Below are 17,176 nucleotides of genomic sequence, written 5' to 3' on the forward strand. Positions count from 1 at the left end.
ATTCTAAATAAAGCCGTGTCGTTTTTTTGCAATGGCATCCAAAAAAATACCGCTATGGGTTCTCATGAGGAGGTTATGATCGAAGATGGTTTTTATGTGCTGCGTTTCGAGAACAACAGCGACGAAACCATCCATTTTGAAAGGGAAGTGGATGTAGACCTTATCCAGTTCCATTTTGGGGTAAAAGGCAGGGCCAAATTCATATTCAACCAGGGACGCTATGCGCTCGACCTGCGGGAAGAGCTGTCGCTGTTCCTGTTTAATCCGCAAAAGGAATTGCCGGTGCATCTTGAGATCGCCCCGCATTCGTGGGTTATCTCAGTCCTTATTTCGATAAAAAAATTCCATGGGTTCTTTTCTGACCAGGCGGACCACATCCCGTTCCTCAGCCCCGATAACATCGATAAAAAATATTACAAGGATGAGAAAATAAACCCTTCCATGGCTATAGTACTCAGCCAGCTGTTCCATTTCAACCTGCACCCTTCGATAAAGAAATTATACTTTAAAGGTAAGGTCTACGAGCTGTTGAGCCTGTACTTCAACCGTGCCGAGGATGCCAACACCGAAGCCTGCCCGTTCCTGGTAGATGAGGAAAACGTAATGAAGATCAGAAAAGCGAAAGATATCGTGATCGCCAATATGGCCGAACCGCCGGGGCTGCAGGAACTCGCCGACCAGGTGGGTATCAACCTGAAAAAACTGAAGATGGGCTTCCGCCAAATCTACGGCGACAGCGTGTACAGCTTCCTGTTCGATTACAAGATGGACTATGCCCGCAAGCTGCTTGATAGTGGATCGTATAACGTAAATGAAGTCGGCCTGAAAATAGGTTACAGCACGGCAAGCCATTTTATTTCGGCATTCAAGAAGAAATTCGGCACCACGCCGAAAAAGTATCTGATGAGTATTAATGAGAGGGTGTAGTTAACGCGTACTTGTAACTCCTGCAAGGTTTTCAAAACCTTGTAGGCGTAAAACGTAACATATAATAAAACCTGTAAGGTCTCTAAAGGCCTTGCAGGTTGGGAAAACAAGGAATTTGAAATTAGAAACATTAGATAAAGACGGTACGTATCACATTTATAACAGAGGGATAAATGGCGAGCCTATTTTTCTTTCTGAAGAAAATAAAAAGTATTTTCTGAAGCTAATGGATAAATATATAAATGAGGAAATAGACATTTTGGCTTACTGTTTAATGGATAACCATTTCCATTTCCTATTAAACATTGTATCTGAAGGTGATATTGCCACCCAAATATTGTCAAATCTCTTTAATGCTTATGCAAAAGCTTTTAATAAAGCTAATAACAGAACGGGAAGCTTATTTGAAAAGCATTTTAAACGTATAAGAATTAGTGATGAAGATTATTTACGACAGGTAGTGGTTTACATACATTTGAATCCGAAACACCACTTCGGGATTGATTTCACATCTTTTAGATATTCATCATTCAATGCTATTTTATCCGATAAAGACACGAAAGTTAATCGCAGTGAGGTGTTGGAACTCTTTGGCGATAAAGAAAATTACCTGTATGTTCATCAGTTTAAAAATGATATAATGAACGAACAGTTAACTTTAGAATAATTTAAACCTACAAGGTTTTGAAAACCTTGCAGGTTGGGAATGGGAATCGACAAACGCACTCTTGTAACTCCTGCAAGGACTCAAAGACCTTGTAGGTGTAAAAAGGAAATAAAAAAATAAACCTGCAAGGTCTTAGAGACCTTGCAGGTTGGAAACAAAAGTTAAATAAAACAAACAAATCGCTCCTCGCACGGTTTTTGACAACCTATGCAGGCGCAACAAATAGATGTAACCATGAAAGGAGTACTACTCGTTAACCTCGGATCGCCGGACAGCCCGGAACCAAAAGATGTAAAGCCCTACCTGGACCAGTTCCTGATGGACAAATATGTAATAGACGTGCCTTTTCTGCTAAGGGCATTACTCGTGCGCGGCATTATATTGCGCAAAAGGCCGGAAGAATCGGCGCATGCTTACAAAAAAATATGGTGGGAGGAAGGCTCCCCGCTGATTGTGCTTTCGCAAAGGATGCACAAAAAAGTGCAGCAAAAAACGGAGATGCCGGTTAGCCTTGCCATGCGTTACGGCAAGCCTTCTATAGAAACAGGGCTTCAGGAACTTGCCGATAAAGGCGTCACCGAAGTGCTGCTGTTCCCGCTGTACCCGCAGTATGCCATGGCATCAACGCTGACTATTTTAGTGCTTGCCGAAGAGATCCGCAAAAAGAAATTCCCGCAGATGACCTTTACCGATGTCCCTGCTTTTTATAACAAGCCCGACTATATAAAGGTGCTTGCCAATTCCATTAAGCGTTCGCTGGAAGGGTTCAATTACGACCACCTGCTGTTCTCCTACCACGGTATCCCGGAACGCCACATCCGGAAAACGGACGTAACGAAGTCCCACTGCAAAATAAACGATACCTGCTGTGTAACACAGTCGGCAGCACATAAATTCTGCTACCGCCACCAGTGCTATGAAACTACAAGGCTGGTAGTTGAAGCGCTCGGCCTGCCGGAAGATAAATATTCGCTTACATTCCAGTCGCGCCTTTCGGGTGACAAATGGCTGGAGCCTTATACCGATATCGAGGTTAATAAAATGCCGGCAAACGGAATTAAAAACCTCGCTGTGGTAACACCTGCGTTTGTATCCGACTGTCTTGAAACGCTCGAAGAGATCGCGATGCGGGCCAAAGAGGATTTCCAGGAAAACGGAGGCAAAGAGTTTCTTGCCATACCGTGCCTAAACGACAGTGATGAATGGGTAGCCGTTGTAGCCAACTGGATCAATGAATGGGCCTCAGCTGAAATACCTGTAGCCTAATGGAATTATCCAACCGGGACCTTGCAAAAAAAGACATCAGGGGATTGCTCATCAAGCAGTCGGTCCCCGCCTCCATAGGCATATTGTTCATGACAGTGAACGTGCTTATCGATGCTGTTTTTGTAGGCCGTTGGATAGGATCGCTTGCCATTGCCGCCTTATCGGTGGTAATGCCGATCACGTTTTTCATTTCTGCTATAGGACTGGCAATAGGTACAGGGGGTGGCTCCGTGCTTTCGCGTGCGTTGGGTGCCAATGATAAAGAAAAAGCCCTCAATACTTTTGCCCACCAGATCATGCTCACTTTCGGGCTGTCGTCCATCTTTGTGGTTTTCGGGATCTTCTTTGGCGATGAAATACTCTATGCTTTTGGAGCCAACGGCGCGATAAAAGGACCCGCGCACGAATTTTTCCTGCCAATACTTTTGGCCGTACCGTTCCAGGCATTGTGCATGATGGGCAACAATGTGATCCGTGCCGAGGACAAGTCGCGGCATTCCATGGTATCGATGATCATTTCGGCAGTTGCCAATATTGTTTTCGATATCCTCTTTATTAATATACTGGATATGGGCATCTTTGGGGCGGCACTGGCTACAGCGCTTTCCTTTTTTGCCTGCTTCTTATATATCTTATGGTTCTTTATTTTCAAAAGCGAACTCCGCCTGTCCTGGAAGAACTTTGTTTTCCGTAAAAAGATAGCTGGGGAGATAACATCCCTGAGCTTTGTTACTTTTGCACGCCAGGGAGTAATCAGTGTGCTGGCGGTATTACTCAACCACACGCTGTATGCCTTTGGGGGCGAGCATGCCGTTACCGTTTATGGCATTATCAGCAGGATGCTCATGTTTGCGCTCTTTCCGGTGTTAGGAATCACTCAGGGGTTCCTGCCTATTGCGGGCTACAACTATGGCGCGGGTAATTACGGGCGTGTCCGCGAAACGATATCCACCTCTATAAAGTATGCCGGCGGACTGGCGATAATCATCTTTGTTGTCATACTCGTATTTGCACGGCCGATAACCGCTGTATTTACCACAGACCCCGAAGTGATACGCGATACGCCGGGTGCACTGCGTTGGGTCTTCGCGGCATCGCCAATTATCGCGGTGCAGTTGATAGGTGCGGCCTATTTCCAGGCTGCCGGCAAGGCCACAAAGGCTTTAATGCTCACGCTAAGCAAGCAGGGTTTCTTCCTGATACCTTTGGTATTAATTTTGCCGCAATTTTTTGGTATCTTCGGGGTTTGGGTTGCCTTCCCGATCGCCGATGTGCTTTCTACGATAGTGACGGGAATCTTTTTGAGGAAAGAAATGGCAACCGATCTTAAACAAAAATAATGGAATACTACAACTACATAAAATCCCTCCACCTCATTTTCGTGATCACCTGGTTTGCCGGGTTGTTCTATATCGTGCGGTTATTCGTGTATCACATTGAAGCTAACGACAAGCCTTCGCCCGAAAAAGAGATATTAACCGAACAATATAAGCTGATGAGCTACCGCCTGTGGTACATTATCACATGGCCATCGGCGGTGCTGGCTGTTATTTTTGCGATAACGCTCCTTGTCCTCATGCCGGGCTGGCTGAAGGAAGACTGGATGTATGTAAAGCTTGGCTTTGTATTCCTGCTGATACTGTACCAGCTTAAATGTCACCAGATATTTAAGCAGCTGCAACGTGGGGAGGTAAAATATACAACAGGCTTTATGCGCTTATGGAACGAAGGCGCTACTATCATACTGTTTGCCGTAGTGTTTTTGGTGATCATGAAAAACGCAATCAACTGGATATACGGTGTTGTGGGCATCATCCTTTTCAGTATCCTGCTGATGCTGGGCTATAAATTTTACAAACGCATCAGGCAGAAAAACAATTCCTGAAACGCATGAACGAACGCTTCAAAATAAAACGCTGGTCGCTCCGCACAAGGATATTCCTGTCGATGATACTCATCACGCTGTTTGCATCGTTCCTTATTGCCATTGTAGCCGTTTACCAGTTTAAAAAAGAAGCCAAAGATTACAACGAAGACCGTCTTGAACGCAAGGAAGCCGCCATCAAGGCACACATGAATTACGTTCTTTCCACTACTACCTATCCAATGACCACCGAGAACCTGCCGCTGATATTCAGGGAGCGCATACACGAGCTGTCCAATATACACGGCATGGAGATCAATATTTACGACCTTAACGGGCATTTGCTGAAGTCATCAAAAGCTGCCTTTTCGGTAGATACCATCAACAGCAACATACCGCCTAAGATACTTAAGGTGCTGCGCTCCATTGCCGAAAAGCGCTATGTTGATCAGAAAGTTAACGACGGAAAAAAAAGCCGTTCCTCCTACAGCTATATTAAGGACAATAAATTCAAGCCGCTCGGGATACTGAACCTCCCTTATATTGAAGACGATGGTTACTACGACAAGGAAACCAACAACTTCCTGATGCGGTTTGTGCAGGTGTATTCGTTCATGCTCCTGCTGTCGGTTATCATAGCCTATTTCCTGTCTAGCTATATTACCAGGTCCATCAAGGAGATCAGTGAGCGCATCAAGGAAACGCGCCTGAATGAAGTGAATGAAAAAATAGATTTGGGCGACTCACCGCAGGAAATAAGCCTGCTTGTAGATGCCTACAATAACCTTGTGGAAGACCTCGACGAAAGCGCAACCAAACTTGCCCAGAGCGAACGCGAGCAGGCCTGGCGCGAAATGGCCAAGCAGGTAGCCCACGAGATCAAGAACCCGCTCACGCCCATGCGCCTTACCGTGCAGAGCTTCCAACGAAAGTTTGACCCGAACGATCCCAACATTAAGCAAAAGCTGGACGAATATTCTAAAACGCTGATACAGCAAATTGATACTATGAGCGCTGTTGCCTCGGCATTCTCGAGTTTTGCCTCGATGCCGGCACAGCAGAACGAAACGCTGAACGTGGTGAAGATCGTTCAGCTGGCATTGGAGATATTTAACGAGCCCTACATCACCTTCCATAGTGATGAGCCCTATATTATCACGCGTATGGACCGTACCCAGCTCATACGCATCATTACCAACCTGGTGAAGAACGCTACACAGGCTTTTGACGAAAACCAATCTAACCCGACCGTAGATGTAAGGGTGTACCGCAAGGGCGACAAAGCGATGATCCTGGTGAAAGATAATGGCAAAGGCATTACCATAGAAAACAAAAACCGTATTTTTGAGCCGAAATTCACTACCAAGACCAGCGGTATGGGCCTTGGGTTAGGAATTATTAAGAACATAGTGGAAAACTACCACGGTACTATCACCTTTGAGAGTGAGCCGGGACAGGGGACTTCCTTTTTGGTAACGCTCCCGATCACCGCACCCGAAGGCAACGAAATGGAAACAAACGACAAACCGATATAACCATGAACTACGAAAACATACTCGCCGAAAAAGATAACGGCATTGGGCTGATAACCATCAACAGGCCTACGAAGCTGAATGCACTGAACAGGGCAACGATACTCGAACTTAATGAAGCATTTACCGCCTTTAATACTGATAAGGCTGTAAAAGTGATCATCGTGACCGGCAGTGGCGAAAAGGCTTTTGTGGCCGGCGCCGATATTGCAGAGTTTGCCGATTTCAACGAGGAAGAAGGCGAAAAGCTGGCAGCGCTTGGGCAGGAACTTCTTTTTGACCTCGTACAGAACCTGGGCACCCCGGTAATTGCTGCTATAAACGGCTTTGCCCTTGGCGGCGGACTGGAACTGGCTATGGCGGCACACTTCCGCGTGGCCAGCGACAATGCTAAAATGGGCCTTCCGGAAGTATCGCTTGGCGTCATACCGGGCTACGGCGGCACGCAGCGCCTTCCTCAGCTTGTGGGCAAAGGCCGCGCTATGGAAATGATCATGACCGCCGGAATGGCAAATGCAGAAGAGGCGAAAACTTACGGACTGGTAAACCATGTGGTGCCACAGGCAGAGCTTATCGACTTCTGTAAAGGCATTGCCGCCAAAATAATGAAGAACTCATCCGTGGCTATTGCCAATGCCATAAAAGCGATCAATGCCAATTATGAGGATGGCGTGAATGGCTATAACACAGAGATACGCGCTTTCGGCGAATCCTTTGGCACCGCCGATTTTAAGGAAGGCACTACCGCATTTTTGGAAAAGAGGAAAGCGGAGTTTCCGGGGGAATAATTAAAAATAATTAAGACTATCAAGAGGTTCATTAAGAGCCTCTTTTTTATTATGTTTGCACCATATTTAACAATTTTTTTATGAGAAAAACATTACTTGCCTTATCATTAGTTATAGGACTTTTCAATGCGTTTGGACAGCAGTCTACAATTCAATGCAAAGTGCAAAAAGGTACAATATTTAGTGATGAGGCTAAAAAGTCCACTATGGCAATGGCGGAGGATGATGGCAATGGAGGTGTGGTCATTGTGCGGTCTTATCTGGAAGGAGGCTTATTCAACATAATACCTGATGGCTATTATTTTGAACATTACGATGCCAATATGAAGCTAATTAAAGACTATAAATACGAATTTAAAAACGGTTCAATAATAGGCATTTGTATAAAAGGCGACAATGTCAATATGATCGCCGTAGAATATGATAAAAAGGATAAAGCATACATATATAGCGCAATACCAGGGAATATTAAAAATCTTAGTTTTACCACTCCCAAAGAACTGTTTCGAATTGAAGGTGAGGATATGCAACTTTATGTATCTCCATATATTGGTAATTCCTGGGATCCTGAACGGGACCGCTATGATAAAGGGGCGCAAATAATTTTCAACAACGACAAGACGGCGTTTGCAATATCGATAGATATTAACGACAGGGATGAAAGAAAGGAGATGCGGAAAATATATGTTTATGATGCAAACCTGGACCTAAAGATCGAGCATACGTTCAGGAGGGATATCAAGGACCGTAAATTCATTTTTGAAAATATAGACATATCTCCGGATGGCAGCGTTGCCTACCTTTTAGGCAAGGCGTATACAAAAGAAGCCAGGAAGAAAAATGATGGTGGCAAATACCAGTATGAACTTACCCGTATTACCGCAAACGGCAGCAATACTAAAGTATTCGATACGGAGGAACATTATGCAAAGTCTTTACAAATTGTATTCAGGAAAAACACGATTGCATGTCTCGGCTTCTATTCTGACCGAAAAGATAATCGTTTCAAAGGAGTATGTTATTTCGACATGGACCCTGTTACGCTTGAAACGAAAATCGCCAGGTATAATCCTTTTACGGACCAGTTCATGACAGACAAATACGGTACAAAGAAAGGCGGGGAACTCAAGGATATACTATTTAAGAATGTCTCACTTACTGACGACAACAGTATTATTTTAAACGCTGAAGAATATTATTTGTCGAACGCAAAAGGATGGGGCCCTCAGGGAATAGATAACATGTATACTTCCTATAGCTACACCTACAATTACGATGATATAGTATGTGCTAAAATAGCAGACAATGGGGATTTAGTATGGGCAAGGAATATTAACAAGCGTCAGAGTACTATGACCAATGACCAATACGTATCTTATTCTTCAATGGTAAAAGGTGATGATACATACTTTTTCATCAATGCTGGTGATAAACTAAAGAAATTAAGCAAGGACAGAATTCAGTTTAGCCAAAAAGCAGCTAAAAAGTCAAACCTGAATATTATCCACATAAATAAAGACGGAGATATTGATTTTAAAGAGCTATTGGATGACAAAAATAATGAGGTGCCTTTCATGGTTGCTAACGGGGCTACCACAAAAACAGGTAACTCGATCTATTTTCTCGGCCAGCTTAAAAAGAAAAAGCAACTGCTAAAGCTGACTTTATAATACACGAAACATAATAGCCCCGGATCAATTCCGGGGTTCTTATTTATAGTAACCTTATTCCTCGGGCATATCTTTAAACTTCAGCATATCTTCTAACCGCTGCTCTTTTTCATTGTAAAAGCCACAGCAGGTCGTGAATGCTTTTGGGGTTTCATAGATGCCTAAAAAAGTATATCCGACCACAAGATATCGCCATAGTTATTGGCGTGCTTTATTTGGTTTTTATACATCCCGAATCCGCCCGATGTAAAGAAATAAAAACCCCACACACCCACCGGAGTGGGAGCATGGGGTTACCGCTAAGCGTTAGATATTTTGTGCTTCGGCCTGTTTAAGGTCGCGGGTATTTTTCTGTACGGCTATCGCGGCAAAGAGGCTAAGGGTAAATGCCATCCCGAAAAACCCTTTTTCGCTTAGCAGCAGGTCGGCGTTCCAGAGGCCGATGATCAGCAGCACAACTGCGGCTATGGTAGTAAACCAGCTGATGCCGTAGTACAGGTCGGTTACCGGTATACCTTCCATACGGTCGCGCACGCTTTTCTGCACGGATATCACCGAGAACAGACCGAAGAGCAGGATGGTAAAATAGTACCCTTTTTCGTTCAGCTCCATTTCGGCATTAAAAAGCCCGATACAGAATGCGGTCATCCCGATGAGCAGCGCCATCCATGAGGCACCCACGAAGGCAGGGCTCGGTTTTAGCGTAAGCACGCCATTAGCAATTGTTTCTTTCTTCATAGTTTCGGAAGTTGTAGCTTCCTGTGGTTTTAGCGGTTCCATAATTTATTGTTTAAAATTATAGGACAAATCTCCGCCAAAAACCAAAGCTGCAAAAACCAATTTTATGTAGAAACTGACGATATAAACATATACACATCTACTTTTTTGTTAACCACATAGATACATAGATTTCATAGTGATTTATTGTTGCTGAAGGAAACATATTTACACATAGAGAAGCGAAGCTTCATGCTTTGTGTCACTTCAATAGAGTTTTATAATCCCTCTTTAAAGCTATGTGCCTATGTGGTTAAATATTTATTTTACTTAAATTTAAATAGTTAAAAATTTCGTGTTATTTTAGAAAGTACTAAAAACTATCGCAATGAATAGCCTTTCCGATATTATAAACCTGATGAATGAAGAAGATAAACAATCATTTAAAGGATATCTTCAGTCGCGGAACAAGCGGAATGATGTGCAAAACATAAAATTATTTCGTTCTATAGAAACTGACGATATAAATATTCAGGAAAAATTTGTAAAGACCAAAAAAAACAGCGATGCCTACCATGCGCTCCGTAAAAGGCTGTATGATACGCTGGTCGATTTTATGGCCAATCGGGCTTTTGAAAAAGGCACCTCCGAACCCCACGAGGTGCTCCGCCTTATTGTGGTAAGCCGCCTTTTCTTTGAGCATAAATTGTATAAAGCCGCTTATAAATGCCTGGCAAAAGCAGAAGCAAAAGCGCTCAAGCTCGACCATTTCAGTTTGCTAAATGAGATCTACCAACTGCAGGCGCAGTATGCCCATTTCAACAGCGGCTTACCATTAGAAGATGTGATCGAAAAATACAATACCAACCGCAAAAAAATGGCACAGGAAGAAAAGCTCAACATGGGCTATGCATTGCTGCGAAGGGAACTGGCCGAGATCTACCACAAAGGCAAGGTGGTCAACTTTCGTACGCTTGTAAAAGACACCATGGCGGCACAGGGCATTTCATTAGACGATATCCTTTCCTTCAAATCGCTGTACCAGATATTATTTATTGCCAATGAATATGCTTCCATGAACAGCGACTTCAGCCTTGTGGAGCCTTTTACCGAAAAGAGCTACGCGTTTATCGCCGCGAAAGAAGACAAGGCAGAAGGGCAGTTGTATTACCACATTTATATTTTGTACCTGTTGGCCAATATGCATTTCCGCAATCGAAGGTTTACCGATTCAAAGGCATACCTTGATACGATGTATGCGCAAATGCAGAAGCAGTCCGGGAAATACCATAGCCGTTTTGTCCTGCGCTATTCGCTGCTTGTGGCACTGAATGATAACTACTCCGGCTCATGGCAGCCCGCATTGGAGCGTGTGGAAAAGGCCCTGAAAGCGCTTACTGCAAAGTCCGACCCGGTAGATGTAAACGACCTGCGGATGTGTGCCGTGATCATATGCCTGCAACAAAATGACAAAGCCGCCTTTAAGCACCTGAAGCTTTTTGCCCACAGCGATGCCTGGTACGAAAAGAAAATGGGAATGGATTGGGCCATCAAAAAAAGCCTTGTGGAGATACTGGCACATGCACAATTTGAGAATACCGAACTCGCGCTTTCCCGCCTGAAAAGCTTTAAGCGGCGTTACAAAAAGTACCTCTCTGATGTAAAAGAGGAACGCGTGATGGACTATGCCCTCATCGTGGAGCGCTACCTCCTGAAACCCGAAATAGCCAAACACCCTGATTTTACTAAAGGCATCCTCAGCCTAAAAGCAGAAGGTGCGCAGGAAGATATTTTTGTACTGAGCTTTATGGCGTGGCTTTTGGCAAAAGCAAGTAAGAGGCCGGTGTATGATGTGATATTGGAGATGGTAAAGGGATAGTTTTCAGCCTGCCTGCCAAAGGCAGGTCGCAGTCGCAGTTTCCAGTAGTGTTGTGTTTGATGAGTGATGAAAGAAATGTTTTTAGCAAAATACTTCACGGCACGTAGTTATGTTACAGTTGAAATTGCTATATCTTTATAAGGATCTAAATACAAAAGCGATGCTGAAAAAGTTTTTTGCACTGATGTTCATTGCCTTCCCCTGCCTGCTTTTTGCACAGGAGCGCTATATTGATTTCATTGCACACGAAAGGCCGGAAGATGCAGAATACGACAGTATCAGTTGGCTTGGTAAAGATAAGATCCATCAGGGATTTACCCTGAAAGGCAAGAACGATCCAAAGTGCAGGCTTACAGTTGTACCCAAAGGTGTGGTGCTATTGGAGCAGTCCCTCCAAAACAAATGGTATGTTGTAGATACATTATCTTATGTGGTATTCCCTGCCGATGAGGGATATATTACACCTCAATTCATTATTACCGACTTTAATGAAGATGGCCTTGAAGACTTTATGTTCCTGCCGATGACCAATATGCATGGTGTTATGGGGTATTACATTTACATGCAGGATGATAAGGGTACTTTAATTCCACTGAAAAACGAAGCATTTGTGGATGAAGATGATGATTCCTGGCCTGCGGCCAACTATGATGCAGCAACAAAGACCATTCATTGCGAAATGCCCGGAGGCGTGTTCGGATCCTCATGGGAAGCTACGTACCGGTTGGAAGGCTATATGGCTATCCCGCTGGAGATGCATGTAGAGGTACGTAATAACCAGAGCTGGCTTGAGAAATATTTTAAGGGTGAAAAAGACCGCTGGGCGTTGGCGCGGCAGGAGATTGATGTGGCTTTGGGCCTGGGGTATGAGGATTATGACAAAATGGATGTTATACATTATAAGCTCGAACAGGATGGGGACGAAATACTAAAAATGTATACTGCCACCAGCGATGAAAATGAAAACACGATCACTACCTACCAGGAAACGGTAACTGTTCCCGGATTTCTGGACGAGCTGTTTAGCCATGAACATTACGAATACTTTCCCGGTTTTTTGATAACCGATTTTAATAACGACGGCGACCAGGACCTTGTGATCTATACCGGTGCAGATGTGCATGGCAATTTGGAAACGCTTATATTTTTAGCTGATCGCAAGACCAAAAAGCTGGTAAAGCTTCAAAACACAGCAGAAGGCACCGATGTGTGGGATACACCGGAATATGACCCCAAAACCAAGACCATTACCTGCAACCGTATCTCCGGTAATGCCGGGTTATCCTTTAGAAGTAGGTATAAGCTGAAAGGCTTCATAGCAGAACCGCAAACAAAAGAGGTACAGGACCGCACGAATGTTAATGGCGAAACAGGCAAGGGCTACAGCGAAAGCACCTATAAAGGCAAAAAGGGCAAATGGGTGTTGACAAATAAGGTAATAGATGAATAAACGCTGTCATTCTGAACGGAGTTTGCGAAGTGAAGAATCTCTTTTGGTTTGTTTAAAGATTCTTCCTTCGTCAGAATGAAAGCCGACCTCTGTCATTCTGAACGTAGCCTGCGGAGTGAAGAATCTCAAATCTCATCATTCAGGAATTTCCATCCCGGATTGAAGTCGTCAATAAGTTTATTTTTCTTTTCCCTGGTCCACCCTTTTATTTGTTTTTCCCTGTCAATTGCAATTTCTATATCCTGGTAGTGTTCAAAATAAACTAAATAAAAGCATTTATATTTTGCAGTAAAAGCTTTAGAGTAAGGTTCCGGATTTCGGTGATAATAAATCCTTTCTTTCAATTCATTGGTAACGCCGGTGTATAAAACGGTTTTTGCTTTATTAGTAAGCATGTAAACATAGTAATTATGTGTTCCTAAAGTTTTATACATGAATCAAATATAAGATTTATTTCATGAGGAACAATTTGAGATTTTTCCGTCAGAATGACACAACGTAGGTAATAAAATGTTCTGTCATTCTGAACGGAGTTTGCGAAGTGAAGAATCTCTTTTGGTTTGTTTAAAGATTCTTCCTTCGTCAGAATGACACAACGTAGGTAATAAAGCATTCTGTCAGTCTTAACGGAGTTTGCGGAGTGAATAATCTCGTTTACGTGGACTCTGGAGATTCTTCCTTCGTCAGAATGACACAACGCGCCAAAAACCGCGACTGCGACTGAAAATTGAAAACTACTTTTCCCCCTTCCACTCTCCATAAAACTGCTCCAAAAAGCCTTCCATATACTGGTGTCTTCCTTCGGCAATTTTCTTTCCGGTGGCGGTATTCATCCTGTCTTTTAGAAGTAATAGCTTTTCGTAAAAATGGTTGATGGTGGGTGCGGTAGTATTTTTATATTCCTCTTTATCCATGTCGAGGTTGGGTGCAATGGCTGGGTCGTACATGCCGCGGTTCTTGAACCCGCCGTAATTGAACGCCCGCGCAATGCCTATCGCACCTAATGCATCCAGCCTGTCGGCATCCTGTACGATGTCGAGCTCTATAGAATCGAATTTTCGTTCGAAATTGCCGCCCTTGAAAGAAATATTCTCAATGATGTTTACCACATGTATGATAGTATCTTCGGCCACACCCTGCGCCGAAAGAAAGCGCCATGCCAGAGTTGGGCCAACCGTTTCATCCCCATCGTGGAACTTGCTGTCGGCAATATCGTGCAGTAGCGCACCCAACTGCACCACCAGCAGGTCGCAGTCCTCGCCTTTGGCAATATTCATGGCATTGTTATACACCCGCTCGATGTGGAACCAGTCGTGGCCGCCCTCGGCATGGGCAAGCTGTGCTTTAACAAAGGCTATAGTGATGTCTATCAGGTTGGTCATAGGGGATTTATTTCAGGTACAAATTACACTAATTATCAGAAAGATTTTATCTATTAACTCATATTTATTATTCCGACACAGGTTTTAATTGTCTGTCATACAACCATAAACTTCCGGTCATTATAAAACTATAAATCGCAAACCACCACGGGATAATATCGAATTCGCTGAGCACAAATGTAAAATAAACGCTCAAAAACGTGTAAATGCTTAAGATAATCTTCCTCGCAACCCCACTCAGGTATTTTTTGAGGTAAATATTTAGATAATAGAAAATTGCTATTGCCGGAAGCGATAAGACTGCGCCAAACATAACTATGAATAAATACATTGTAATAGCATATAATACCCAATCATTACCGTTGAAAAAATTAGGAATCAGAATTAATATAATCAATGGGGAAATGGCAACGGTTGTAGCCCATATTTTACAAGTATAGCGCATTTACAAGATTATTCGGTTTAATATTATCCGATTTGTTACTTCTTTAATTCGCGGCAAAAAGAAAGCCGCAACAGTGTGCGGCTCCTATATTATTTCACCAATGCAGGTGTCACCCATTTGAAGATGTGCGATTCCTCAGGGATTACAAGCCTTTCGGAGATGCGTGCCATGCGGTCCGGCAGCTTCATCAGGAAGTCACGCGCTTTTTCTGCTTCAGCGGTCAGCCCATTTATTTTATCGATCTGCCATTTGTCAATAAGCTTGCGCAGGATATCTACATAATCCATCGCGGTATATACCCCAATGCGTTGTGCCGAATCGGAGAACTGCTCAAATGCCTCGCCGATCTTCTGGCCTGATTCCCTCAGGAAGTGCGCCGGCATAACGATTTTTTGCTTCATCATGTACTGGAAGGCCAGCATCATTTCGCTTGGATCTACCTGGAAAATACGGTTGATGAACTCGCTATAGGCCATGTGGTGGCGCATCTCGTCGCCCGCAATAAGGCGGCAGGTCTTAGAGAGTTTGTTGTCGCCATATTTTTTTGCCAGCTGCGATACGCGGTTGTGCGATATGTAGGTGGCCAGCTCCTGGAAGCTGGTATATACAAAGTTTTTGTAGGGGTCGCGGTCGGTACCGATGTCAAAACCGTCGTTGATCAGGTGCTGTGTGGTCATTTCCACTTCGCGCATATTGATGCGGCCCGAAAGGTAAAGGTATTTGTTGAGCACATCGCCATGGCGGTTCTCTTCGCCGGTCCAGCTGCGCACCCATTTCGACCATCCGTTGCCGCCTTCATCTACCTGGTTGACGCCTTCTACGGTCATCAGCCATGATTCATAAGTGGGCAGCGCCTCTTCGGTAATAGTGTCGCCAACCATAACCACCCAAAAATCATACGGGAGGTCTTTAGCGATTTCGCGAAGCTCCTTAACATCGTCATAAAAGCTTTCGCTTTGCGGGTCGGGCAGCAGATCGGTAGGCTGCCAAATTTTTTCTACGGGAATGAGGTAGTCGTCAACAAATGTGTTGATGTCCTTTTCAAGCAATTGCATCACCTCAAGCCTTACATTGTGTGTAGACATAATATCTTAGTTTTTTATTCCTTGTACTACTGCATTCTCTGTTCGTTCCATCACTTCAGCAAAAGGAATATCTTTAATAGCAAAAGGTTCCTGTACCGTAAAAGTCAGACGGTTGCCCAATCCAAGCGGAAATTGCCCGTAACGCACCAACTTCCATGAATTGTTGATGCTGATAGGTACAATATACGCAGAAGGGGCGTATTTACAAAGTATTTTAAGACCGTTTTCAGAAAAGCGCTTCGGCTCGCCGGTCTTGCTTCTTGTCCCTTCGGGAAAGATCACTGCCGAACGCTTGTGTTTCTCAATATATTCGGCTATCTGTTTTATGGCAGGGAGCGCCTGTTTAGGGTCTTTACGGTCTATCAAAACGCTGCCGCCGTGCCTTAAATTGTAGGACACGCTCGGTATGCCTTTTCCTAACTCTTTCTTGCTGATGAATTTAGGGTGTACTTTGCGCATGAACCAGATAATGGGCGGTATGTCGTACATGCTCTGGTGGTTGGCTACAAGTATGAGCGGTGCACCCTGCGGAAGGCGGTCCAGGTGCTGTATATCGTAAGTTGTGCCAAGTATATGTGTGGTACGCACCAGGCAGCCATTGAGCAGGTCTACGCTCTTTTTATGGGCCTGGTAGCCGAATACGTTAAGGCAGATCCACTGGATAGGATGGAAGATGAGCAGCATTATTAAAAATGCCAGGTAAAATAATATGGATAAGGGATAGGATAATATCTTTTCCATTGATCGGGTTAAAATTCCGGTAAAAGTAAGCCCTTTTTGTGGAATACGAAAAAGTTTTAGTATGCAGGCATAACGATGTGATGAAGATCACTTTTTTATAGATAGTAATGGAACGCGGATGACGCGGATGACCGCAGATTTTATATTCAATACCTATAATATGTTTTATTCAATTTACAAGTCCGGCTTTCCTTAAGGCAGGGTAAATTTTCACGAGCTATGAGATAATCCGTGAAAATCTGCCCCATCCGCGTCATCCGCGTTCCAAATTCACTGCTAATAAAAAACCACGCCGTTAAAGCGTGGTTTACTATAAAATCTAAAATTGCTGTTTAGCAAAATTCTTCGTAAGCATCTTTCAGGTTCTCTGCGATCATTTCTGCAGGGCGGCCCTCAATGTGATGGCGCTCCAGCATATGTACCAACTCGCCATTTTTGAACAAGGCCATACTTGGCGATGATGGCGGGAAAGGGAACATCTGGCTCCTTGCCTCATCTACCGCTTCTTTGTCTACACCGGCGAAAACCGTGATAAGGTGGTCCGGTTTTTTAGCGCCGTCAAGGCTCATTTTAGCGCCCGGGCGTGCATTGCGCGCTGCACAGCCGCATACCGAGTTTACTACTACAAGGGTAGTACCTTCTTTAGACATTGCATTTTTTACCGCATCGGCTGTATATAATTCTTCAAAGCCTGCGTCAGACAGTTCTGCGCGCATTGGCCTTACTAATTCTTCTGGATACATAATTCAATTAATTAATAATT

General features: G+C 43.9%; 16 protein-coding genes. 10 read left to right on the forward strand and 6 right to left on the reverse strand.

All coding sequences use genetic code 11. The features are described 5' to 3' along the window. The first annotated feature begins 54 nt into the window (after positions 1–54). The 8 genes from HYN59_RS05065 (at position 55) to HYN59_RS05100 (ending at position 8,714) form a co-directional block, all read left to right on the forward strand. On the forward strand, positions 55–927 hold the full coding sequence (locus HYN59_RS05065; RefSeq protein ID WP_108777233.1) for a helix-turn-helix transcriptional regulator: 873 nt from the start codon (positions 55–57) through the stop codon (positions 925–927). Between the two features lie 115 nt (positions 928–1,042). After that, positions 1,043–1,594 (forward strand): transposase, encoded by a 552-nt coding sequence (locus HYN59_RS05070; RefSeq protein ID WP_108777234.1) that lies wholly within the window; start codon positions 1,043–1,045, stop codon positions 1,592–1,594. 234 nt (positions 1,595–1,828) lie between these two features. Next, entirely contained in the window at positions 1,829–2,860 is a 1,032-nt protein-coding gene (gene hemH, locus HYN59_RS05075; RefSeq protein ID WP_108779644.1) for a ferrochelatase, read from the forward strand. After that, complete coding sequence (locus tag HYN59_RS05080) at positions 2,860–4,200, forward strand: MATE family efflux transporter (protein WP_108777235.1); 1,341 nt, start codon at positions 2,860–2,862, stop codon at positions 4,198–4,200. The genes hemH and HYN59_RS05080 overlap by 1 nt, the downstream gene beginning before the upstream one ends. After that, positions 4,200–4,745, forward strand: a complete 546-nt coding sequence (locus HYN59_RS05085; RefSeq protein ID WP_108777236.1) for a CopD family protein — start codon at positions 4,200–4,202, stop codon at positions 4,743–4,745. The genes HYN59_RS05080 and HYN59_RS05085 overlap by 1 nt, the downstream gene beginning before the upstream one ends. 5 nt (positions 4,746–4,750) lie before the next feature. Further along, positions 4,751–6,259, forward strand: a complete 1,509-nt coding sequence (locus HYN59_RS05090; RefSeq protein WP_245895668.1) for a sensor histidine kinase — start codon at positions 4,751–4,753, stop codon at positions 6,257–6,259. A gap of 2 nt (positions 6,260–6,261) precedes the next feature. After that, on the forward strand, positions 6,262–7,044 hold the full coding sequence (locus HYN59_RS05095; RefSeq protein ID WP_108777237.1) for an enoyl-CoA hydratase/isomerase family protein: 783 nt from the start codon (positions 6,262–6,264) through the stop codon (positions 7,042–7,044). Positions 7,045–7,124: 80 nt separating this feature from the next. Beyond that, positions 7,125–8,714 carry a hypothetical protein gene (locus HYN59_RS05100; protein ID WP_146185862.1) on the forward strand — a complete coding sequence of 530 codons (1,590 nt, stop codon included), beginning with the start codon at positions 7,125–7,127 and terminating at the stop codon, positions 8,712–8,714. Between the two features lie 306 nt (positions 8,715–9,020). Here HYN59_RS05100 and yiaA read toward each other — a convergent pair whose 3' ends face one another. Continuing rightward, a complete protein-coding gene (yiaA, locus tag HYN59_RS05110; protein WP_245895707.1) occupies positions 9,021–9,452 on the reverse strand; it encodes an inner membrane protein YiaA in 432 nt (143 codons plus the stop codon). Between the two features lie 367 nt (positions 9,453–9,819). On the opposite strand from yiaA, the gene HYN59_RS05115 reads away from it, so the two are divergent. Together HYN59_RS05115 and HYN59_RS05120 are read left to right on the forward strand one after the other, a co-directional pair. Continuing rightward, on the forward strand, positions 9,820–11,310 hold the full coding sequence (locus HYN59_RS05115; protein ID WP_108777240.1) for a hypothetical protein: 1,491 nt from the start codon (positions 9,820–9,822) through the stop codon (positions 11,308–11,310). Between the two features lie 160 nt (positions 11,311–11,470). Then, the gene (locus HYN59_RS05120) at positions 11,471–12,760 is read left to right on the forward strand and encodes a hypothetical protein (RefSeq protein WP_108777241.1); all 1,290 of its coding nucleotides are present in this window, start codon (positions 11,471–11,473) and stop codon (positions 12,758–12,760) included. A 125-nt stretch (positions 12,761–12,885) separates the two neighbouring features. Here the strand turns inward: HYN59_RS05120 and HYN59_RS05125 are convergent, their stop codons facing one another. The 5 genes from HYN59_RS05125 to HYN59_RS05155 all read right to left on the reverse strand — a co-directional run bounded on the left by HYN59_RS05125 (position 12,886) and on the right by HYN59_RS05155 (position 17,156). Continuing rightward, positions 12,886–13,194 (reverse strand): GIY-YIG nuclease family protein, encoded by a 309-nt coding sequence (locus tag HYN59_RS05125; RefSeq protein WP_108777242.1) that lies wholly within the window; start codon positions 13,192–13,194, stop codon positions 12,886–12,888. Between the two features lie 300 nt (positions 13,195–13,494). After that, positions 13,495–14,142 carry an HD domain-containing protein gene (locus tag HYN59_RS05135; protein ID WP_108777244.1) on the reverse strand — a complete coding sequence of 216 codons (648 nt, stop codon included), beginning with the start codon at positions 14,140–14,142 and terminating at the stop codon, positions 13,495–13,497. 534 nt (positions 14,143–14,676) lie between these two features. Further along, the gene (locus HYN59_RS05145; RefSeq protein ID WP_108777246.1) at positions 14,677–15,672 is read right to left on the reverse strand and encodes an acyl-ACP desaturase; all 996 of its coding nucleotides are present in this window, start codon (positions 15,670–15,672) and stop codon (positions 14,677–14,679) included. A 6-nt stretch (positions 15,673–15,678) separates the two neighbouring features. Continuing rightward, positions 15,679–16,413 (reverse strand): lysophospholipid acyltransferase family protein, encoded by a 735-nt coding sequence (locus HYN59_RS05150; protein ID WP_108777247.1) that lies wholly within the window; start codon positions 16,411–16,413, stop codon positions 15,679–15,681. Between the two features lie 332 nt (positions 16,414–16,745). Further along, positions 16,746–17,156 carry a BrxA/BrxB family bacilliredoxin gene (locus HYN59_RS05155; protein ID WP_108777248.1) on the reverse strand — a complete coding sequence of 137 codons (411 nt, stop codon included), beginning with the start codon at positions 17,154–17,156 and terminating at the stop codon, positions 16,746–16,748. Positions 17,157–17,176: the final 20 nt, after the last annotated feature.

This window comes from Flavobacterium album (assembly GCF_003096035.1).
Lineage (GTDB): Bacteria > Bacteroidota > Bacteroidia > Flavobacteriales > Flavobacteriaceae > Flavobacterium > Flavobacterium album.